We start from the raw sequence: 19998 nt of genomic DNA, 5'->3' as shown, positions 1-19998 counted from the left end.
CCGGAAATTCAAAGCCTGCGACCAGTTCTATAATGGAAACCACCTGAACCGAGATCACATCCGTCAGGAAAGCGCATTCAGATAGCTTTTGATCGTCGTCCGGCATCCGTGCTGCCAAATCCGTGGCAACCAGCGTATGAAGGCTTCTGCGAACTGGGCTTCACGACCAGTACTTCCGTACAGGTTTGCTGCCTCAAGCCACTTTTCGGGCTGTTCCCTGGCGGCAAGGGCCGCACTCTGCAAATCGCTCCAGATGGGATCATTGGGCGCAATCTCTGATCCATCCTCACGCAGACCGGCGCACATCCGGCACCAGAAAGCTTCAACCAGCGCCAGCCCAGTGACAGATGTACCCGAGGCCAGAGCATCGCGAATGGACGGAAGCAGGAAACCGGGGTGGCGCGCAGACCCATCAAAGGCCACGCGTCGCGTGGTATCGTGAATAGCCGTATTCGAAAATCTGCGTTTAACCAGATCCAGATACTGTTCCGGTGTCATCCCAGGAACCGCACTGGCATGAGGAAGAATTTCTTCGGTCTGGACTTTCAGGAAGAATGCCGAAATTTCCCGGTCGTTCATGCAGTCCGAGATTGTGGGGATGTTCAGAACCTCGCCCACATTCGCCAGAATCTGGTGCCCGCCGTTCAGAATGCGCAGTTTCAGTGTTTCATATGCGTGTACGTCCTTGGTGATCGTAACGCCGACATTCTCCAACATTGGCCGCCCGGCGCAGAAATCATCCTCAATCACCCATTGGCGGAAATTCTCGTGTGACACCGGAACGCAGTCTTCAATTCCTAGGGCTCGAGCCTGCGACCGAACTTGATCAGAGGTGGCGGGAACAATGCAATCCACCATTGAATTCGGAAACGCCCCGTTCTGATCGATCCAATCCGCAAGATCAGGGTCCGTAAGGCGCGCCAGTTCAACAACGCAATTGCGCAGGATGGTACCGTTGCCCTGAAGGTTGTCACAGCTTAATGCCGTAAAGGGCAGATGTCCGGCAGAACGGCGATTGCCAAGTGCTGCCACTATGGCACCAAAGACCGTGCGAGGCTGTTGCGGGTTTTGCACGTCGTGTCGAATATCATCGTGGTCCACGTCGAAAGCACCCGACTTGGCATCCAGAAAATAGCCACCTTCCGTGACGGTAAGGGACACGATCCGAATGGCGGGATCGGACATCTTCCGGATCAGAGGCGCATTTCCGGGTTCAATGGGCAGATAGTCCATCAACGGGCCGATGACTTCGGCGGAAACACCGGACGGGTCAAGCTCAATCAAAGTTGTCAGACAGTCCTGCCGGATCAGCTTTTCACGCATGTCCGCGTCATATGCCCGAACGCCCGCCCCGATGATCGCCCAGTCGAGGGCCAACCCTTTTTGCATCAGCCTGTGGATGTACCATGCCTGATGCGCACGGTGAAAATTCCCAAGTCCGATATGAACAATCCCAGGTGCCAAATCTTCTCGCCGGTATCCGGGTTTCTTGATATCTGCCGGAAGCGCCCCAAGGTGGTCGAGGCGCAGCTCTACCGGTGTTATGTCCGCCAAAGGGGTCATCAGCTCATCCAGTTTCCGCCGTCGACATTGTAAGTCTGGGCTACGATGTATTCCGCTTCATCAGACGCCAGAAACACAGCCATCCCGGTCAAATCCTCGGCCCGTCCCATACGGCCGAACGGTACCGCTGATGCAACTTCGCGCTTCTTCTGTCCGGGTTTTTTGTTTTCGTACTTCGCAAAGAAGGCGTCCACACCGTCCCAATGCTCTCCATCCACAACACCGGGTGCGATCGCATTCACATTTATCCCGTGGGCGATCAGATTGAGCCCCGCAGACTGCGTCAAAGAGATTACGGCGGCCTTGCTGGCGCAGTAAACGGCGACCAGAGGTTCGCCACGCCGACCGGCCTGTGAGGCCAGATTGATGATCCGGCCTTTGACATTGGCGTCGATCATGTGTCGCGCAACGGCCTGCAGTGTAAACAGGGTGCCAGAGACATTGATATCGAAGACATGCTGGTAATCGGCGCGATCGATTTCGGTGATGGGCGCCGCTGAGAAAACGGCGGCATTGTTGATCAGAATATCAATCTGACCGAATTGATCCACGGTGCATGCAACAGCATGGTCGATGCTGTCCAGATCAGCGACATTCATTTCGACCGCTATTGCAGCGTCACCAATTTCCGAGGCTGCGGATTGCGCCCGCGCGATGTCAATGTCGGCAATGGCCACACGCGCGCCTTCGGCGACGTAAGCTTTTGCAAAGGCCAGCCCGATTCCGCGCGCAGCCCCAGTGATGAGCGCGGTTTTTCCGTCCAGTCGCTTCATTCGATCCGTAGCCCTTGGGCGTCAAAGCGATGAAGCACGTCGGCACGTGGTGTCAGGTAGATGCGGTCGCCATGCCGAAATCCAACCTCTCCGTCCGCGCGCACCGTGATTGTTTCCGCCAGACCGGTTTCATGTATGTGGAAAAACGTATCTGATCCAAGATGTTCGGACACGCCGACGACACCGCTCCAGGTTCCTTCGTTCTCGGACACTGCAATATGTTCGGGGCGGATACCGATTGTATGTGCGCCGTGTTTTGCAGCCTCTTCGCCTTCGATAAAGTTCATCTTGGGCGAACCGATGAACCCGGCGACAAAAAGGTTTCGCGGCGTTCGATATAGGTCCAGCGGGCTTCCGACCTGCTCGATCACACCAGCCTGAAGCACGACGATCTTGTCGGCCATCGTCATCGCTTCGACCTGATCATGGGTCACATAGATCATGGTTGTCGCCAACCGCTCGTGCAACTCGCTGATCTCCAAACGCATGCCAACGCGCAGCGCGGCGTCCAGGTTGGACAGCGGCTCATCGAACAGAAACGCTGCGGGTTCGCGGACAATGGCACGCCCGATGGCCACACGCTGGCGCTGGCCACCAGACAGTTGGCCGGGGCGGCGATCCAGATAGTCGGTCAGGTTCAGAACCTGCGCGGCCCCTTCCACACGTTTGTCGATTTCGGCCTGATCCAGTTTTGCCATCCGCAAGGGAAAGGCGATGTTCTTGCGAACGGACATGTGCGGGTACAAGGCATAAGACTGGAAAACCATCGCCAGACCGCGTTTTGCAGGTGGTACGTTTGTTGCATCGGCCCCATCAATGTCGATGGAGCCAGAGGTGATGTCCTCCAACCCCGCAATCAGGCGCAGCAAAGTGGACTTACCGCAACCCGATGGCCCGACGAACACCGTGAACTCTCCGTCTTCGATGGTCAGATCCAGTGGCGGGATAACCTGCACGTCGCCAAAGCTTTTGGTCACGGACTTGAGTTGAATACGTCCCATGAGAAGTTTTCCTTATTTCACAGCGCCAAAAGTCAGGCCGCGGACAAGTTGTTTCTGGCTAAACCAGCCAAGGATCAGGATCGGTGCAATGGCCATTGTCGAAGCCGCGCTGAGCTTGGCAAAGAACAGGCCCTCGGGGCTGGAATAGCTGGCGATAAATGCGGTCAGCGGGGCCGCGTCAACGGCTGTCAGGTTGAGGGTCCAGAATGCCTCGTTCCAGGCAAGAATGAAGTTCAGCAAAACAGTCGAAGCGATGCCCGGTACAGCCATGGGTGTCAGGATGTGCAGGATTTCCTCTTTCAGCGTTGCCCCGTCCATCCGCGCAGCTTCAAGAATTTCACCGGGAATTTCGCGAAAGTAGGTGTAGAGCATCCAGACGATGATCGGCAAGTTGATCAGCATCAACACGACAACCAGTCCACCTCGTGTATCAAGCAGCCCCAGACGGATGAACAGCAGGTAGATCGGGTAAAGGACACCGACTGCCGGCAACATCTTGGTAGAGAGCATCCAAAGCAGAATGTCCTTTGTACGTTTCGAAGGAACAAACGCCATTGCCCATGCTGCCGGTACGGCAATGATCACACCCAACAGGGTTGACCCGCCTGCGATGATGACCGAGTTCCAAAGGAAACGCATGTAGTTCGAGCGTTCCTGCACGACAGCATAGTTCTCGAGCGTCCAGTCGAAGTTCAGGAACAGTGGCGGGCTTGCGATGGCCTGTGCTTCGGTTTTGAAGCTGGTCAGGATGGTCCAGAGGATCGGGAAAAAGATCAGCAGACCGACGGCCCAGGCCAGGGCAGTGTTCAGCGACTTGCGTTGGATTGTAACGGTGCGGGCCATGGTTTTACCTCTTCACGCGTCCAGGTTCTTGCCGACGATGCGCATCAGGAAGACCGCAACGATATTGGCGAGAATGATCGCATAGACACCTCCGGCTGATCCGAGACCGACATTCTGGCTTTCCAAAACGCGCTGGAAGATCAGGTAGGTGAGTGTACGGGTGCCGAACGCGCCACCTGTGGTGACGAAAATCTCGGCAAAGATCGAAAGCAGAAAGATTGTCTGGATCAGGATTACGATTGTGATTGCACGGCTCAGGTGCGGCAGAATGATGTGGTAGAACCGCTTGAGCGGAGGTGCGCCATCCATTTCAGCAGCTTCCAGTTGCTCACTGTCCAGCGACTGGATTGCGGTCAAAAGGATCAGTGTCGCAAATGGCAACCATTGCCACGACACGATCATGATAATCGAGGTCATTGAAGCTTCGGACAACCACGAGACCGGTTCAGCCCCGAAAAAGCGCCACAGATGGGCCAGCAACCCGTTGACCGGGTCCATGAACATGTTTTTCCAGACCAGAGCTGACACAGTCGGCATAACAAAGAATGGTGCAATAACGAGGATGCGCACCACCCCCTGGCCCCACATCGGTTGATCTAAAAGCATCGCCAGCAGGATGCCCAGTAGGACCGTAATCGCCAACACGCCGATAACAATGACAAGCGTTGCCTGTACCGCAGGCCAAAACGAACTGGACGAAACAAATCGGATATAGTTGTCGAAACCCACCCATCCGAGATCTCCGCCCCGCAAGGGAAGGTATTTCTTGAAGGAAAAATACAGGGTCATCGTCAGCGGCACGAGCATCCAGCCAAGCAGCAGCACCACTGCGGGTGCCATCATCAGGCGTGCAACTGATCTGGAATGTTGAGTTGCCATTGTGCAAGACCTCTCTGTTCAGGCGTAAGGCAGCCTGCGAGAAAAACACGAATTGTGGAAGTGGGAGCGGGGGACAAAACGTCTGCCCCCCGCTGGGAAGGTTGCCTCAGTACCCTGCGGCTTCCATCTCTTCTGCTGTGAAGGCCTGCGCTTTGGCAAGCGCCTCATCCACTGTTTGCTGCCCGGCATAAACGGCCGAGAATTCCTGGCTTACCTGTGTGGCAATCCCTGCAAATTCCGGAATGGCCACGAACTGGACACCGGTATAGGGTGTCGGCTGCACACAGCAATTCTGCGGGTCAGCCATCAGGATCGATTCCAGAGTCATTTTTGCAAATGGGACTTCCTTGTAGTTGTCATTCTCATAAAGCGAGGTCCGCGCGCCCGGAGGCACATTGGCCCAACCTTCGTTTTCAGCCACCAGCTCGATGTAGTCTTTCGAGGTTGCCCATTCGATGAACTGCTTGGCCGCATCTTCCTGCTGAGTTCCCGCCGGGATCGCCAGCGCCCAAGCCCAAAGCCAATTGGCGCGCTTGTCGACACCTTCCGAATTTGGTGCAAGTGCGAAGCCAACCTTGTCAGCTACGGTTGAGTCGTCCGGATTTGTCACAAAAGACGCGGCGACGGTGGCGTCAATCCACATGCCGCACTTGCCTTGCTGGAACAAAGACAGGTTCTCGTTGAAACCGTTTGTTGCATAGCCAGCCGGGCCGGATTCACTCATCATGTCGACGAAGAACGTCAGCGCCTCTTTCCACTCGGGCTGATCGAACTGCGGCTTCCAGTTTTCATCGAACCAGCGCGCACCGAAAGAATTGCCGGTTACGGTGATAAAGGCACCACCTTCACCCCAGCCCGCCTTGCCACGCAGGCAGATGCCGTTGATGTCGTTGTCGCGATCGGTCATTGCAGCCGCAGCTTCACGGATGAATTGCCATGTGGGTGCTTCGGGCATTTCCAGACCGGCCTTTTCCATCAGGTCGGTGCGGTACATGATCATCGAGCTTTCGCCATAAAACGGCGCAGCATAAAGCGTGCCATCATGGCTCAACCCGCCTGCCATCGCAGGCAGCAGATCGCCAACATCATATTCATCGGACAAACCGTCCAGCGGTACCAGCCAGCCGTTCGCACCCCAGATCGGGGTTTCGTACATGCCGATGGTCATGATGTCGAACTGACCGCCATTGGTGGTGATGTCGGTCGTGACGCGCTGACGCAAAACGTTTTCTTCCAACGTCACCCATTCAACATCAATGCCGGTCGCATTGGTAAAGTTGTCTGTGTAGCCCTGCATTCGGATCATGTCGCCATTGTTGACGGTCGCGATCGTGATGGTTTCCGCTTGGGCTGCTGCCGTAGCGACGAAAGTCAACGCAGTCGCCGCACGAAGTGCGTTCTTCAAATACATCCCTGTCCTCCCTGAGCTTGGATGCTGTACAGAGACCCTAGTTTATAAATTGTCGCGGCGTCAATAATAACTTTACGCGCGTTAAGTTTTAATTCACGCAGATTCTCTTAAGACAAGCCGTGCCGGAAACAGAGTTTCCGTCCGATCATCAAATTTTCCCCCGCTTTCAATGAGTTCAAACAAGGTGTCCACACTGCATCCTGCCACGTTGTCATAATCATGCGCAGCTGTTGTCAGCGATGGGCACGTAAATTTTGCAAAAGGGTGGTCGTCATTTGATGCGACACGGAGTGAGCATTCTTCCGTTCGCCCAACCCGAATCCCCTGCTCATAACAGGCAGCCAGAAATCCGATCGCAAGGCGGTCATTGCTGCACAAAACCGAATTCGTCCTGAGAGCGCCTTTCTCCAACACCCTCAAAGCACCTTGATGCCCGATCTCTTCAAACGCCCAGCCTTCACCATCGATTTTAATGACATGGGGCTCGAACCCCAGACGTTCCATTACCTCGATATATGCCTTGCGTCGCTTGTTGGCGTTTGGGTTTGCTGGCGTGCGCATTTCAAAGAAAGACGGAGGTTCACCCGTCCGGGTCATGTATTCCACGGTTTGGGACACAAAACTGAAATTGTCCGATCCAATAAATGCGGCGCCCAACCCTTCAAGGTTGCTGTCAAACAGAACAGTAGGCACCTCGGCGCAAAACTTCTCGATGTGAGCGCGGTCCGAGGCACGCCCTAATGGGGCAAACAGCACGCCCGCCGGTTTCAGAGAGCGCAAACTATCGAGAATTTCATTCTCCAGCTTCTGTTCACCATGCGAGCTGAAAAGAGATGGACGATACCCGGCAGCAATACAGCTCTGCTCAAGGTATCTGGCCATCTCGGCAAAAAAAGGATCGGCTAGATAGGGAACAACGATGCCGATATTCTTGGTCAGCTTTCGGTTCTGGTTCACCGCGTAGATGTTGGGGCGGTAATCGAACTTTTCCAAAGCTTCTTCGATACGCGCCCGCGTAGAGGAACGAACGCTTTCCGGGTCGTGGAAATATTTGGAAACCGTTGGCCGAGAAATCCCGCTCAGGGCCGCGAATTCCTCCATATTTCTTATTTTTGCCATACCTACCCGCTTGCGGAACTCTTTTGCTTTGACCTTACATTTTCTTTACGCGCGCCAATAAATCAATAGGCAGCCGTATCCGCGCGAATGGCCAGATGCGTGGCACCAACGGCGAACAGGCGAAAACCTCCTGATCAAGTCGCGACGTTTTGGGTTTACGCCCAATATGCCGACCCCAAGCGCAGCCATCTTGGTCGTCAGGTCTGTTCAGGCTCATTTTGCTTCTTAGCAGTACCTGCTGCGACATCCTTGTAGTCGCCCTGAACACCGTAAGAAGCGAAACCGGATAGCGTTTCGGAAATCTGTTCATCGGTCAGGATCACCGGACCAAGGGCCAGGGAAAGGTAATACTGCCGGGCTATGGTTTCCAGTTCGACCGCGCGCCACATGGCCTTGTCCAAATCCTCACCCATGGCAATGGACCCATGATTGCCAAGCAGACAGGCGGTTCGGTCTTGCATCGCTTCAATCGCCAGCTCGGACAGCTCGGGCGTTCCAAAGCGCGCATAGGGTGCGCAGCGGACATTAGTACCACCGAAGGCCGCAACCATGTAATGCGCTGCCGGAATTTCCTTGTGTGCAATCGCCAGCGCCGTGCAATAGGTCGGATGTGCATGGACCACCGCGCCCATATCGGGGCGGGTTTTGAGAATGTCGAAGTGGAACCGCCATTCGGTCGAAGGTTTGAGCGAGCCATCCCAGGTCCCATACTCTCCATCAAATGGCATTGAGACGATCATCTCGGGGTTCAGCTTGTCATAGGGCGTCGCCGAGGGTGTGATCAGCATCCGGTTCTCGTATCGGGCCGAGATATTGCCCGATGTGCCTTGGCTAAGCCCGCTGGAATTCAGAAAAAGGCATTTCTCGATAATCGCCTCACGGACTCTGCGTTCCTTGTCATCCATCTTGTGCTCCTGTCCTCGCGCCACCCCGGCAGAATGGACCAGCCTTAGTTATCAGAGGTCGCACCATCAGGCGACAAGCCCAACCTTGCAATTGCATTGTCCAAAGCCAACCCGAAAACCTGCGCCTGAGGTGACAGGACCTGGTCTGGCCGACGCATCAGCCCAACGGGTCCGCGCGTTATCGACGTATCAAACGGCAACGCTACAAGGTGGCCATCGCTGATTTCATTGGCAACCACCCCCGCCGAGATGATCCAGATCGCATCGGTCTGCCGGGTATACACCCGCCCGAAAGCACCCGAGACAGTTTCCAAACGATCTTCGATTTCACCAATCCCATGCGCGATCATGAGGCGATCCACCAAGGGCCGAATTGCCGATCCTTCAGGCGGGTAAAGCACTTGCCACTCGGTAATCCGCCTGAGATCGGGGGCTTTCAGCAGCGGGTGATCCGCGCGCACGACAAAGACGACCTTCTCCTCGTAAAGCTGGGTAAAGGAAATGCCCTGCATGGTTTCAGGGCGACCCAAACGCCCGATAACAAGCTCCAGGTCGCCCAGACGAAGACGCTCCATCAAATGGCCATGTGGACCGTCGAAAACGCTCAGTCGGGCATTGCCCGCAAGTTCGGAAAAATCGGTGGCAACGGCTGGCATCAAACGGGCCGCAACCGAAGGCAGCACCCCGACCCGAAGACTGGCCCTGCCGCGCGCTTCGATCTGCTCCACACCAGAAAAGCCCTGCTGCAAAGCGGCCAGCGACATTTCGGCGAAATGCAGAAACACTTCGCCCTGCCGCGTCAGAGAAACACCGGACCGGTTACGGGACAACAGCACAGTGCCCAGAATATCCTCAAGCTCCTTAAGCGTCTTGGATATCGCCGGTTGCGTGAGAAACAGCTTCTCTGCCGCAACTTTCAGGCTTTTCTCGCGACATATCTCAATAAAACATTGAATATGCCTAACTTTGATGCGGCGATCTATCATTACTTTCCAATTATAGCAACTAAGTCCAAGTAGAACTCATTTTACATATCGAGAAATGACGTTCAATTATTAGACACGCGAAATCAGGAGAGCCAACATGCGCGTTCAGGTCGCGATCATCGGCGGTGGACCTTCAGGTCTTTTGCTCAGCCAGTTGTTGCACCGCAACGGCATAGACACCATCGTGTTAGAGCGCAAAACCAGGGAATATGTTCTGGGCCGCATTCGCGCTGGCATTCTGGAAACCGGTTTTGTGGAGCTGATGCGCGAAGCCGGTGTAGCAGATCGGATGGACAAGGAGTGTTTTGTCCATGACGGCACAGTGATCTCATATGGCGATATCGAATTCGGTATCGACTTTAAAGAGCTGACCGGCAGCCACGTGGTTGTTTACGGACAAACGGAAGTAACCCGCGACCTGTATGATGCACGCGATGCGATGGGCGGCAAGATTGCTTTTAACGTCGATGATGTTCAGATTCATGGGGCTGACAGCGATGCACCTTGTGTGACGTATCAAGCGGATGGGACCGGACACCGGATTGATTGCGATTTTGTCGCCGGGTGCGACGGGTTCCATGGGGTGTCGCGTCAAACCATCCCGCTGACCGTGCGCCGGGAATATGAGAAGGTCTATCCGTTTGGCTGGCTGGGCGTTTTGTCCGAAACACCCCCGGTCCATGACGAACTGATCTATGCCGGATCGGAACGCGGTTTTGCGCTTTGTTCAATGCGCAATGAGAACCTTAGCCGGTACTACATTCAATGCTCGCTGTCCGACAGTGCCGATGACTGGACTGATCAAGCCTTCTGGCAGGAGCTGAAACGCAGGATCCCCGCGCAATATGCTGAGACGCTGATTACCGGGCCATCGGTCGAAAAATCAATTGCGGCGCTGCGGTCTTTTGTGACCGAACCAATGCGCTGGGGCCGTTTGTTCCTGTGTGGGGATGCCGCGCATATCGTGCCCCCCACCGGGGCCAAGGGGCTTAACACGGCGGCAAGCGACATCCACTATCTGCACAACGCACTGCTGCAATTCTATGAAGACCACGACAGCGAAGGCATCGACCGCTATTCCGAAAAAGCGCTGGCCCGGATCTGGAAGGCCGAGCGGTTCAGTTGGTCCACGACCAATCTGTTGCACCGTTTTCCGGAACAGAACGGCTTTGACCTGAAAATGCAAAAGGCTGACATTGATTTCCTGCGCGAAAACAAAGAGGCCCAATCAGTGTTTGCACAAAACTACGTCGGGCTGCCCTACTGATGCAGATTGCGGCGCTGGATAACATTCACCTGCATTGGCGTGAGGATGGCGATCCAGATGGCACGCCTGTGGTGTTTGCCAACTCGCTGGGAACTGACCTGCGCCTTTGGGACAGGGTTTTGCCCTTGCTTCCCAAGGGGCTGCGCCTGATCCGGTTCGATCTGCGTGGTCACGGCCTGTCGGAATGCCCTCAGGCGCTTTACAGCTTGGCTGAGCTGACAGATGACGCCGAGGCGTTGCTTGACCATATCGGGGTTCGCGACACGGTGTTTGTCGGCCTGTCGATTGGCGGCATGATCGGTCAGGTGCTGGCTTCGCGCCGACCAGACCTGATCCGCGCCCTTGTTCTGTCCAACACCGCCGCAAAAATGGGGACGGCCCAGATGTGGCGTGACCGGATGGGCGCAATCCGATCGTCCGGCATCGAGCCTGTGGCAGACGCAATTCTGGACCGTTGGTTTGCGGCGGGTTTCAGGGCAACCGATAACGTGCTGCTTTGGCGCAACATGCTGGTGCGTACCCCTGATTCTGGGTACCTGGGATGTTGCAACGCCATTGCAAATGCTGATCTTGAATCCATGACCCGGACGCTGCGATTGCCGGTTCTGGCCATCGCGGGATCAGATGACCGCGCCTGCCCGCCCGAACTGGTCCGGCAGACCTGTGCTATGATCCCCGGAGCGCACTATGTCGAGATACCCAACACCGGGCACCTGCCATGCGTGGAAGCCCCCGCCACCTATGCTGAACACTTGTCCGCCTTCCTGATGGAGAACCGCAATGAGTGACAAATACGAGTCCGGTATGCGAGTGCGCCGCAGAATTCTGGGCGACGCCCATGTGGATCGCGCCGAAGACGCCAAGTCTGATCTGGACGGTCCATTTCAGACGCTTATCACCGAAGGCGCGTGGGGCACCGTCTGGGCCTCGGACGGGATCAGTGACCGAGAAAGATCCATGCTGACGCTGGCTTTGCTTGCTGCGTTGGGAAATTTCGAAGAAATCCCGATGCATATCCGCGCCACAGTCCGTACCGGCGCCAGCAAGCAGGATGTACTTGAAGCGTTTCAGCACGTCGCAATTTACGCGGGCGTGCCACGCGCCAATCAGGCCCTCAAACTGGCAAAACTGACCTATGATCAAATGGAACAGGACTGAATGGGAAACGCGCAGAAACCCGAGTCAGACAAAAAGGAAGTGTGATCCGACAATGTTGAAACAAGGTGATTTCTACCAGCGTGACCGCGAGTGGCACCCACCTGCGCTGACACCCGACTACAAGACCAGCGTGACCCGTTCACCGCAATATTCGCTGATCTCGCTGCAAAACTCAATCAGTGAGGTCACCGGCCCGGTTTTTGGCGACAACGATGTTGACCCTCTGGATAACGACCTGATCTCGAACTATGCGCAACCCGGAAAAAGCCCGATTGGCGAGCGTATCATTCTACACGGCAGGGTGCTGGATGAAAACGGACGCGCGGTGCCAAACACGTTGGTGGAGATCTGGCAGGCGAATGCAGGTGGGCGCTATCGTCACAAGAAAGATACCTATCTGGCACCGATCGATCCCAATTTCGGTGGTTGCGGCCGCACCCTGACAGATGAAAACGGGTATTATTTCTTCCGCACCGTAAAACCCGGGGCCTACCCCTGGCGCAATTGGGTGAACAGCTGGCGTCCCGCCCATATCCACATGTCGATATTCGGAACAGGTTTTGCGCAACGCCTGATCACACAATGCTATTTCGAAGGCGACCCGCTGATCGACAGGTGTCCGATCGTGAAAACTATTCCTGACGCCGATGCGATCAGCCGCCTGATTTCGCGGCTCGACATGAATTCAACGATCCCACTGGATACCATCGCCTATAAATTCGACGTGGTTTTGCGCGGTCGGCGCTCGACCCTGTTTGAAAACCGTCTGGAGGGGAACTGAAGATGCAACAGCTTAATTATCTGAAGGAAACCCCCTCGCAAACAGCTGGGCCTTACGTCCATATCGGCCTGGCACCCGGGGCCGCCGGATTCGAAATCTACAGGCAGGAATTGGGCTGGGACATAGCCGGACCAAATGCCGAGGGTGAGCGTATTCGGGTCGAAGGGCTGGTCGTGGACGGGGCAGGATCGCCCATCAAGGATGTTTTGCTTGAGGCTTGGCAGGCAAATGCCAGGGGCGTCTATGCCCATCCTGAGGGCGGCGGCGATGTCGAAGACGGCTTTCGCGGCTGGGGACGCGTCATCACCAACTTTGAAACCGGCGAATGGGCGTTCGACACAGTCAAACCCGGTCCGACACCGGGACGAAACGTGGGCCAGCAAGCGCCTCATATCAACCTTTGGGTTGTTGCCCGGGGTATCAATGTCGGCCTGAATACGCGTATCTATTTCGAGGACGAGGCAGAGGCCAATAGCAAGGACCCGGTCCTTAATCTCATCGAATGGGAACGCCGCCGCGCAACGCTGCTGGCCAAACGGACCAATCGGGACGGTCAAGTTGTCTATCGCTTCGATATCAAGATACAAGGCGAAGATGAGACCGTCTTTTTTGATATCTGACTACTTGGTGCTGTCTTTCCAAGGCAGCACTTAATTCAGGAAATCACCATGACCAAACCCTGCATCATCTGCGTGGCTATCACCGGTTCCCTGCCCACCAAGAAGAACAACCCCGCGGTGCCGATCTCGGTTGCGGAACAGGTCGAAAGCACGCAAGAGGCGTTCGAGGCCGGGGCCAGCATCGTCCACGCCCATGTTCGCAACGATGATCAGACGCCCTGCAGCGACCCCGAAAAATTCGCTCTCCTGAAAGAGGGTTTGCAAAAACACTGCCCCGGAATGATCATCCAGTTTTCCACCGGTGGGCGGTCAGGCGCCGGCCAGGCCAGGGGCGGAATGCTGCCCCTGTCACCTGACATGGCGTCGCTGTCGGTTGGATCGAACAACTTTCCCACCCGGGTTTATGAAAATCCACCCGATCTGGTGGACTGGCTGTCAGCCGAGATGAGAAAATACGAAGTCACACCCGAGATCGAGGCGTTTGACCTGTCCCACATCCTGCAAGCGATCAGATTGCACAAGGAAGGCAAGCTTTATGGCAAGCTGTATGTTCAGTTTGTCATGGGTGTCAAAAACGCGATGCCGGTCGACAGGGCCGTATTCGACTTTTACGTGAAGTCCATGCAGGATCGCGCACCGGATGCTGAATGGTGTGCGGCCGGGATCGGTCCAAATCAGGTTGTGGTAAATGAATGGGCCATTGCTGCGGGTGGGCACACGCGAACAGGTCTGGAAGACAATGTCCGGCTGGACCGGAACACGCTTGCGCCTTCGAATGCTGCGCTGGTCAATCGCGTGATCGAGCTATGCGCCAAGCACGAACGTCCGGTCGCAACATGGCAACAGGCCCGCGAAATTTTGGCTCTTTGAGCGCAGGGAGGAATGGCGCCATGACGATTGATATCCGCCCTCTTCAGTTCAAAGGCCACAAATAGGATGGAACAGCTTTCCACTCATCCCTGGCTCAGCGGGCTGTTTGAGGACCCACAGACCTCAGAGATGCTGGGTACAGAGGCTCAGCTGCGACACATGCTGTCCGTCGAGGCCGCATATTCTGAGGCTTTGGCAGCCGTCGGCTCCGTACCAGCAGAGGTGGCGGATACCGCGGCAAAACTTATCCGACAACACCGTCCCGACATGCAGGCGCTGCGCGACGGGACGGCATTGGATGGCGTGGTGGTGCCCGCGCTGGTGCGGTCGCTCAAAGCGGCATTGCCTGATCATTGCCACGTGGCGCTGCATAAGGGGATGACGTCGCAGGATGTTGTCGACACCGCTCTGGTCTTGTCAATCAAGGACATTCTGGAGTTGTTTTCAGCCCGTCTTTCAGACCTGACGGATGCGCTTGTGGCGCTGGAACAGGCACACGGCGAATGCGTGATGATGGGGCGAACCCGAATGCAGGCGGCATTGCAGATTACAGTTGCCACGCGCCTGCAAAACTGGCGGTTGCCATTGGCCGATCACCAGAAACGCCTGACCGAATTGCAGCCCAGATTGCTTGTGCTGCAACTTGGCGGCGCCGTTGGAGACCGCGCCGGGATGCACGGATCCGGACAGGCAATCGCGGATCATATGGCCCATAGGCTTGGCCTGATCAGTTGCGATGCAAACTGGCATACCCGCCGGGACAATCTTGCAGAATTTGCCTCATGGCTGTCATTGATAACGGGCGCGCTGGGAAAGATCGGTCAGGACGTGTCGCTCATGGCTCAGCAGGGGGTGGACGAGGTTTCGCTGACAGGTGGCGGCGGATCTTCGGCGATGCCTCATAAGCGCAACCCGGTCCGCGCGGAATTGCTGGTCGCTCTGGCCCGTTTCAACACCACCCAACTGTCGGGAATGCATCAGGCACTGGTGCACGAGCAGGAAAGATCCGGTGCCGCCTGGACGCTGGAATGGATGATCCTGCCCCAGATGATCCTGGCAACGGGACAGGCTCTGACCAACTGCCATACATTACTGCAACAGATTGACCGGATCGGCCCGGTGGAGTGACAGCACTATCCTTTTGAGTATTGGAGAGTTTGAGCACTGTGTTGTCCCTGCGACTTAACCATCAACCCATGCGGCAAACGGCCAGTACATTCGGCCGGGTTGAAAGCGGATCAGTCTCACCATCGCTTGCCACGCTCCAGTCACTGTCTACCGCTTTGGAAGTCCCTCTGATGGCCCTCTTCGTCCTTACCGATGTAACGGCAGATGTGCATCATGTTTAGGCAGGCGAAGGATTGCCTTCGCGACGCATCACAAAGAGTTACACGCATGGCGACCGTTTGCTGGGCAAGCACGGTGGGCTGGCGGCATGCTTCAATCAGCAATGTCACGATTGCCCGCGACCAATCCAAATCGCTGCCAAGATACCAACGCAAAGGATTGGACTTCCTGTACGTGATCCGGGGCGAAGCCGTGCATCAATGCAGAGCTGATGATTTTGTTCTGGGGGTCAGCGACACTTTGAGCTTCGATGCAATGCTGGCGCATGATTTCACCGAGATATTGTCCGAAGAAGTTGAGGTCATCACCGTGAGGTGACGCCCTCAGAAACGCGCGAAGAACGATCGTTCCAACACAAGGTCAAAGAAACCAACACCTCATGGAGGTCACGTTCAAACAAGTTGAGGCATTTCGAGCGGTGGTTTCGACTGGGACGGTGACCGAAGCCGCTGCTATGCTTGGAATATCGCCGCCAGAAGACCCTGACCATGAACACCCTGTATCACAGGTCCAACGGGCCGCTGCACTTGCTGATCGACAGCACCGGGATCAAGGTCGAAGGTGAAGGCGAGTGGCACGCCCGCAAGCATTGTGGCCCCAAACGGCGGGTCTGGCGCAAGATTCGCCTTGGGATCAAAGAGGAAACCCTGAAAATCCGAGCGGTCGGGATCACCGGGCGTCACGGCAGATGGTGCCTACGGTACGCGCGAGTACCTCGATGAGATTGCAGATAGCGGTACCCATGCCGTCATCCCACCCCGCAAGAACGCGAAGCCCTGGAAGACGATTACTTTTGGAGCCGTGGCCCGCAACAAAGCCCTGCACGTCAAATACCTCGGCCGCGCCCTGTGGCGACGATAGAGTGGATACCATCGTGGGAGCCGCGTCGGGGCGAAGATGCACTGTGTGAAACTGCTGGGCCAACGGCTCATGGCGAGGCATGTCGACCGTCAGGTCGCCGAGATCCAGGACCGCATCGCCGTCCTGAACGGCTACACCGCGCTCGGCATCCCGGCCACGGAGTCTGTGGGATACGTCTGTCCGGGGAAGGGCCAAAACGCGTCCATCATCTGGTTTATGCAACAGGGCCAGACTGACAGGCAGTCTAATGACTTAGCCGACATAGTCAGTCCGAATTATCTATGGCAGATAAAATGTAGTCGCCTGTTGATCTGCATCTTTTTTCACATTTTTTTGCAAAGACGACGGCCTGCTGTCTATAGAGCGCAGTAACAAAAGGTCTTTCAGCTTCTGAAATACATTCGGTACCATGAAAGACCCCGCTCTGTTGATATTGAGTTTCTGAAATTCCGCCAGTTTGGTCTGTTTCAGTTGCGCCAATGTCCGAATTGAAGTTTCTGCCTTTCTCCGTCGCTTTGTCGGCGTTTGAGGGCTAAGTGCATTTGGATATTACAACGCCATCGGCCAAACCCAAAATCCGTTGTACGCCGAGCACCATCGAACTCGTATTCGCAAACCGTACTTTGGAACCTTCGATGCTGTCCCGGCTAGCCCCGTTTCACAACAGCTGAGACTGACTGTTCCGACGCGTCAACTCTCGGCCTTGATCGCAGCAACCACAATGTCGATTGCGTGGTCCAGATCCGTTTGTGAGATGGTCAGCGGCGGCGACAGTGTCAGAACGCATCCCTGACTGATCTTATAGCTCAAACCGGCCTCCAGACAGGCGTAGTAAATCCGTTCGGCACGCGCATTGCCCGGTATCTTTTCAACGCGATCATCAACGATTTCGACCCCGAACATCAAACCCCTACCCCGGATGTCTCCGACGGTGGGTACGTTCTGAAGTTCGTCCATCAGACGACCAATTGCGTGCTCACCCAGCATGGCCGACCGATGAACCAACCCCTCATCTTCGATGATCTGAAGTGTTGTCAAAGCGGCCTGCGCGGTGACCGGGTTCTTTTCGTGTGTGTAATGACCAATGGCAAAATCCCCGCAGACATCCAATTGTTTGCGGGCAACACAAGCGGCAATGGGCAGGATACCACCGCCAAGCGCTTTTCCAAGCGTCACAATGTCGGGAATGATCTCGTCATGTTCAAAGGCGAACATCCTGCCGGTTTTGCCAAGGCCGGTCGGGATTTCATCCATGATCAAAAGCGCGCCGTGACGATTGCACGCCTCGCGCACGGATTTCCAAAACCCCGGCGGTGGTACATAGGGCACCGCGCGCATCGGTTCGGCTATGACTGCGGCCACATCTCCTTCACGCTCCAGAACATATTCGACCATTTTCGCGCAGGCCAACCCGCAGGTTTCCGGTCCCGCGTGATTGTATGGGCAACGGTAGCAGGCGAAGGGCGCGACATGTTCAGTGCCCGACAAGAGGGGACCCGCGATATGACTGCGGAACGTCGCCTCGCCACCGACGCTTGCGGCGCCGAAGCCCGCACCGTGGAAGGCATCCCAGAAGCTGATTGTTTTGAACCGACCGGTCGCGGCACGCGCGATTTTGAGGGCAACCTCGTTGGCGTCAGAGCCGCCAGTGGTAAAGAGCATCTTCCCCAGATCGCCAGGCACGATATCTGCCAGTTTTTCTGCCAAATCCACTGCCGGGTCATTGGTAAAGCGGCGGGGTGCAAAAGGAAGATCATCAAGTTGCGCTTTGATGGCGGCTATCAGACGCGGGTGCCCATAGCCTATGTGGTGCACCGAGTTGCCATGGAAATCCATGTACCGGCGACCCTCCATATCCTCGATCCAGATCCCCTCGGCCTTTGCAATAGTGCTGACGCAGGGTGATGACAGAGATTGATGCAGGAACACATCCGCATCGCGTTTGAGCAGAGGTGCCGACTTCGGCCCCGTGGACTTTCGCAACCATGCCTTGCGCGCTTCGGATGTGTTTGATTCCCCTTCCGTGTGGACAATCTGTGGCATGTCCGCTCCTCATTTCTGTCATCAAAAGATGCGGGCCCCAAAAGGCCCGCCAGTATCAGGGAGGATTTGAAGCGTCCTTCCCGTCTGTGGGGAAAGGACACAAGGTTTAGTTGGGCCAGGGCAGCGAATAGGTTTTGACGTTGGTGAAGAACTTCATCGCCTCGATAACGCCCTCTTTCACCCCGTTTCCGCTGTCCTTGATGCCGCCAAAGGGTGACATCTCAATGCGGTAACCCGGCTGTTCCCAGATGTTGCAGGTGCCGACATTCAACCCGTTGATAAAGGCGATGGCCCTGTTCAGGTCATTGGTGCATACCCCCGAAGACAGGCCGAACTCGGTCGAATTCGAGATCGCCATCACCTCTTCGTCGTTGTCTGGCACGCGCACGATCGGCACGATAGGACCGAAAGTTTCTTCCATCACCAGCTCGCTGTCATGGGGAACCTTGTCGACAACGATAGGCGGCAGCAATGCGCCCTGACGGCCCGGGTGATACAAGATTTCTGCACCCTCTTTCTCAGCCTGCAGAACGCGGTTCTCGAATATCTCCGCGGCTTTGTCGTGGATCACACACCCCAGCTCGGTTTCGGGGTCTTGCGGATCGCCGAATTTGATCTTCTTGGCCTTCTCCAGAACCAGCGGCACAAACTTGTCGGCCACACTTTCCTGCACGAGGATGCGCTTGACTGCCGTACACCGCTGACCGGAGTTTCCGGTCGCACCCGCCACTGCAATTGTTGCGGCTTTGTCCAAATCCGCATCGCTGAGGTCATTCAGAACGATCAGAGGATCGTTACCCCCAAGTTCCAGCGCCTGCCGCTTGTAGACGCCTTTCTCAGCGATCAACTTGCCCACCGGCACACCCCCGGTGAAGGTGATGATGTCGATATGTTCATTGGTGATCATCTCATCGCCAATGTCAGCCGGCCAGCCGGTCACCACTTGGAACATCTCATGCGGCAGGCCTGCTTCATAAAGTATGTCGGCCAATGTCAGCGCAGTCAGCGGCGTCAGTTCCGTGGGCTTGCAAACCATGCAATTATTGGTCGCAATCGACGGCGCGATTTTGTGGCTAACCATATTCAAAGGGTGATTGAACGGGGTGATCGCACTGATTGCTTTCACCGGCTCTCGGGTGGTGAAAATCTTGCGGGCTTTGCCATTGTGGGTCAGATCGCAGGAAAAGATCTCGCCATCGTCCTTTAGCGCCTCAGCCGCCGCAAACTGATAAACATCCTGTGCGCGTTTGGTTTCGTAGATCGCATGCTGGTGGCAGATGCCCAGCTCCAACGTCAGCCATTTCGCAAGGTAATCGCGTTTCTCGCCGATCAGCTCGCCTGCGCGCTGCAAAATCTGGCTGCGCTCGTACCGGGTCAGTTTAGGTTTGTAATTCGCCGCGATTTCGAATGCCCTGCGTGCGTGTTCTGCGGTGCCAGCGGGAACATGGCCCACGACCTCGTTGGTGTACGGGTAAAGAACAGGAATGGTTTCATCGGTAAAGACGATTTCGCCACCGATCCGCATTCCTTCGTTACGTACTTCGATTTTCGACATGGTCTGGTCTTTCATG

The 19998-nt window shown here is 55.9% G+C and carries 19 protein-coding genes and 1 pseudogene; 9 read left to right on the top strand and 11 right to left on the bottom strand.

Annotation, left to right across the window (positions count from 1 at the left end; translation table 11 throughout):
- Positions 1 to 63: 63 nt before the first annotated feature.
- From ACR0AP_RS17560 to pcaQ, 9 genes are all read right to left on the bottom strand, one after another.
- Entirely contained in the window at positions 64 to 1563 is a 1500-nt protein-coding gene (locus ACR0AP_RS17560) for a mannitol dehydrogenase family protein (protein ID WP_480508260.1), read from the bottom strand.
- Positions 1563 to 2336 (bottom strand): L-iditol 2-dehydrogenase, encoded by a 774-nt coding sequence (locus tag ACR0AP_RS17555; protein ID WP_480508258.1) that lies wholly within the window; start codon positions 2334 to 2336, stop codon positions 1563 to 1565. The genes ACR0AP_RS17560 and ACR0AP_RS17555 overlap by 1 nt, the downstream gene beginning before the upstream one ends.
- Entirely contained in the window at positions 2333 to 3337 is a 1005-nt protein-coding gene (locus ACR0AP_RS17550) for an ABC transporter ATP-binding protein (protein WP_480508256.1), read from the bottom strand. Before ACR0AP_RS17550 ends, ACR0AP_RS17555 begins: the two co-directional genes overlap by 4 nt.
- Before the next feature lie 12 nt (positions 3338 to 3349).
- On the bottom strand, positions 3350 to 4180 hold the full coding sequence (locus ACR0AP_RS17545; RefSeq protein WP_209506825.1) for a carbohydrate ABC transporter permease: 831 nt from the start codon (positions 4178 to 4180) through the stop codon (positions 3350 to 3352).
- Between the two features lie 12 nt (positions 4181 to 4192).
- A complete protein-coding gene (locus ACR0AP_RS17540; protein ID WP_480488815.1) occupies positions 4193 to 5059 on the bottom strand; it encodes a carbohydrate ABC transporter permease in 867 nt (288 codons plus the stop codon).
- Between the two features lie 106 nt (positions 5060 to 5165).
- The gene (locus ACR0AP_RS17535) at positions 5166 to 6470 is read right to left on the bottom strand and encodes an ABC transporter substrate-binding protein (RefSeq protein WP_480508254.1); all 1305 of its coding nucleotides are present in this window, start codon (positions 6468 to 6470) and stop codon (positions 5166 to 5168) included.
- A 93-nt stretch (positions 6471 to 6563) separates the two neighbouring features.
- Positions 6564 to 7589: a LacI family DNA-binding transcriptional regulator gene (locus ACR0AP_RS17530; protein WP_480484635.1), complete on the bottom strand. Its 1026-nt coding sequence runs from the start codon at positions 7587 to 7589 to the stop codon at positions 6564 to 6566.
- Positions 7590 to 7786: 197 nt separating this feature from the next.
- Positions 7787 to 8494 carry a class II aldolase/adducin family protein gene (locus ACR0AP_RS17525; RefSeq protein WP_480484634.1) on the bottom strand — a complete coding sequence of 236 codons (708 nt, stop codon included), beginning with the start codon at positions 8492 to 8494 and terminating at the stop codon, positions 7787 to 7789.
- Between the two features lie 44 nt (positions 8495 to 8538).
- Entirely contained in the window at positions 8539 to 9480 is a 942-nt protein-coding gene (pcaQ, locus tag ACR0AP_RS17520) for a pca operon transcription factor PcaQ (RefSeq protein WP_480484633.1), read from the bottom strand.
- Between the two features lie 97 nt (positions 9481 to 9577).
- Between pcaQ and pobA the strand changes: the two genes are divergently transcribed.
- The 9 genes and pseudogenes from pobA to ACR0AP_RS17475 form a co-directional block, all read left to right on the top strand.
- Positions 9578 to 10747: a 4-hydroxybenzoate 3-monooxygenase gene (gene pobA, locus ACR0AP_RS17515; protein ID WP_480508252.1), complete on the top strand. Its 1170-nt coding sequence runs from the start codon at positions 9578 to 9580 to the stop codon at positions 10745 to 10747.
- Positions 10747 to 11535: a 3-oxoadipate enol-lactonase gene (gene pcaD / locus ACR0AP_RS17510; protein ID WP_480508250.1), complete on the top strand. Its 789-nt coding sequence runs from the start codon at positions 10747 to 10749 to the stop codon at positions 11533 to 11535. The genes pobA and pcaD overlap by 1 nt, the downstream gene beginning before the upstream one ends.
- The gene (gene pcaC, locus ACR0AP_RS17505) at positions 11528 to 11905 is read left to right on the top strand and encodes a 4-carboxymuconolactone decarboxylase (protein WP_480508248.1); all 378 of its coding nucleotides are present in this window, start codon (positions 11528 to 11530) and stop codon (positions 11903 to 11905) included. Before pcaD ends, pcaC begins: the two co-directional genes overlap by 8 nt.
- A 52-nt stretch (positions 11906 to 11957) precedes the next feature.
- Positions 11958 to 12686 (top strand): protocatechuate 3,4-dioxygenase subunit beta, encoded by a 729-nt coding sequence (gene pcaH / locus ACR0AP_RS17500; protein WP_480508246.1) that lies wholly within the window; start codon positions 11958 to 11960, stop codon positions 12684 to 12686.
- A gap of 2 nt (positions 12687 to 12688) precedes the next feature.
- The gene (pcaG, locus tag ACR0AP_RS17495) at positions 12689 to 13306 is read left to right on the top strand and encodes a protocatechuate 3,4-dioxygenase subunit alpha (RefSeq protein WP_480508244.1); all 618 of its coding nucleotides are present in this window, start codon (positions 12689 to 12691) and stop codon (positions 13304 to 13306) included.
- A 48-nt stretch (positions 13307 to 13354) separates the two neighbouring features.
- Positions 13355 to 14176 carry a 3-oxoadipate:acetyl-CoA acetyltransferase gene (locus ACR0AP_RS17490; RefSeq protein WP_480508242.1) on the top strand — a complete coding sequence of 274 codons (822 nt, stop codon included), beginning with the start codon at positions 13355 to 13357 and terminating at the stop codon, positions 14174 to 14176.
- 66 nt (positions 14177 to 14242) lie between these two features.
- Positions 14243 to 15304, top strand: a complete 1062-nt coding sequence (locus ACR0AP_RS17485; RefSeq protein ID WP_480508240.1) for a 3-carboxy-cis,cis-muconate cycloisomerase — start codon at positions 14243 to 14245, stop codon at positions 15302 to 15304.
- Between the two features lie 267 nt (positions 15305 to 15571).
- Entirely contained in the window at positions 15572 to 15841 is a 270-nt protein-coding gene (locus ACR0AP_RS17480) for a hypothetical protein (RefSeq protein ID WP_480508238.1), read from the top strand.
- Between the two features lie 149 nt (positions 15842 to 15990).
- Positions 15991 to 16555, top strand: a pseudogene (locus tag ACR0AP_RS17475) (transposase); the annotation flags it as partial.
- 519 nt (positions 16556 to 17074) lie between these two features.
- Here ACR0AP_RS17475 and pbfA read toward each other — a convergent pair.
- Positions 17075 to 18427 carry a (R)-1-hydroxy-2-aminoethylphosphonate ammonia-lyase gene (gene pbfA / locus ACR0AP_RS17470; RefSeq protein WP_480508236.1) on the bottom strand — a complete coding sequence of 451 codons (1353 nt, stop codon included), beginning with the start codon at positions 18425 to 18427 and terminating at the stop codon, positions 17075 to 17077.
- A gap of 106 nt (positions 18428 to 18533) precedes the next feature.
- Positions 18534 to 19997 (bottom strand): phosphonoacetaldehyde dehydrogenase, encoded by a 1464-nt coding sequence (gene phnY, locus ACR0AP_RS17465; RefSeq protein ID WP_480477695.1) that lies wholly within the window; start codon positions 19995 to 19997, stop codon positions 18534 to 18536.
- Position 19998: the final 1 nt, after the last annotated feature.

This window comes from Ruegeria sp. AF7 (assembly GCF_056541885.1).
This window is presented reverse-complemented; position numbering and strand designations above follow the sequence as displayed.

Coding starts and splice junctions, on each gene's coding strand:
- ACR0AP_RS17560 (WP_480508260.1), bottom strand. CDS start 1,563: ATGACCCCTTTGGCGGACATAACACCGGTAGAGCTGCGCCTCGACCAC.
- ACR0AP_RS17555 (WP_480508258.1), bottom strand. CDS start 2,336: ATGAAGCGACTGGACGGAAAAACCGCGCTCATCACTGGGGCTGCGCGC.
- ACR0AP_RS17550 (WP_480508256.1), bottom strand. CDS start 3,337: ATGGGACGTATTCAACTCAAGTCCGTGACCAAAAGCTTTGGCGACGTG.
- ACR0AP_RS17545 (WP_209506825.1), bottom strand. CDS start 4,180: ATGGCCCGCACCGTTACAATCCAACGCAAGTCGCTGAACACTGCCCTG.
- ACR0AP_RS17540 (WP_480488815.1), bottom strand. CDS start 5,059: ATGGCAACTCAACATTCCAGATCAGTTGCACGCCTGATGATGGCACCC.
- ACR0AP_RS17535 (WP_480508254.1), bottom strand. CDS start 6,470: ATGTATTTGAAGAACGCACTTCGTGCGGCGACTGCGTTGACTTTCGTC.
- ACR0AP_RS17530 (WP_480484635.1), bottom strand. CDS start 7,589: ATGGCAAAAATAAGAAATATGGAGGAATTCGCGGCCCTGAGCGGGATT.
- ACR0AP_RS17525 (WP_480484634.1), bottom strand. CDS start 8,494: ATGGATGACAAGGAACGCAGAGTCCGTGAGGCGATTATCGAGAAATGC.
- pcaQ (WP_480484633.1), bottom strand. CDS start 9,480: ATGATAGATCGCCGCATCAAAGTTAGGCATATTCAATGTTTTATTGAG.
- pobA (WP_480508252.1), top strand. CDS start 9,578: ATGCGCGTTCAGGTCGCGATCATCGGCGGTGGACCTTCAGGTCTTTTG.
- pcaD (WP_480508250.1), top strand. CDS start 10,747: ATGCAGATTGCGGCGCTGGATAACATTCACCTGCATTGGCGTGAGGAT.
- pcaC (WP_480508248.1), top strand. CDS start 11,528: ATGAGTGACAAATACGAGTCCGGTATGCGAGTGCGCCGCAGAATTCTG.
- pcaH (WP_480508246.1), top strand. CDS start 11,958: ATGTTGAAACAAGGTGATTTCTACCAGCGTGACCGCGAGTGGCACCCA.
- pcaG (WP_480508244.1), top strand. CDS start 12,689: ATGCAACAGCTTAATTATCTGAAGGAAACCCCCTCGCAAACAGCTGGG.
- ACR0AP_RS17490 (WP_480508242.1), top strand. CDS start 13,355: ATGACCAAACCCTGCATCATCTGCGTGGCTATCACCGGTTCCCTGCCC.
- ACR0AP_RS17485 (WP_480508240.1), top strand. CDS start 14,243: ATGGAACAGCTTTCCACTCATCCCTGGCTCAGCGGGCTGTTTGAGGAC.
- ACR0AP_RS17480 (WP_480508238.1), top strand. CDS start 15,572: ATGGCGACCGTTTGCTGGGCAAGCACGGTGGGCTGGCGGCATGCTTCA.
- pbfA (WP_480508236.1), bottom strand. CDS start 18,427: ATGCCACAGATTGTCCACACGGAAGGGGAATCAAACACATCCGAAGCG.
- phnY (WP_480477695.1), bottom strand. CDS start 19,997: ATGAAAGACCAGACCATGTCGAAAATCGAAGTACGTAACGAAGGAATG.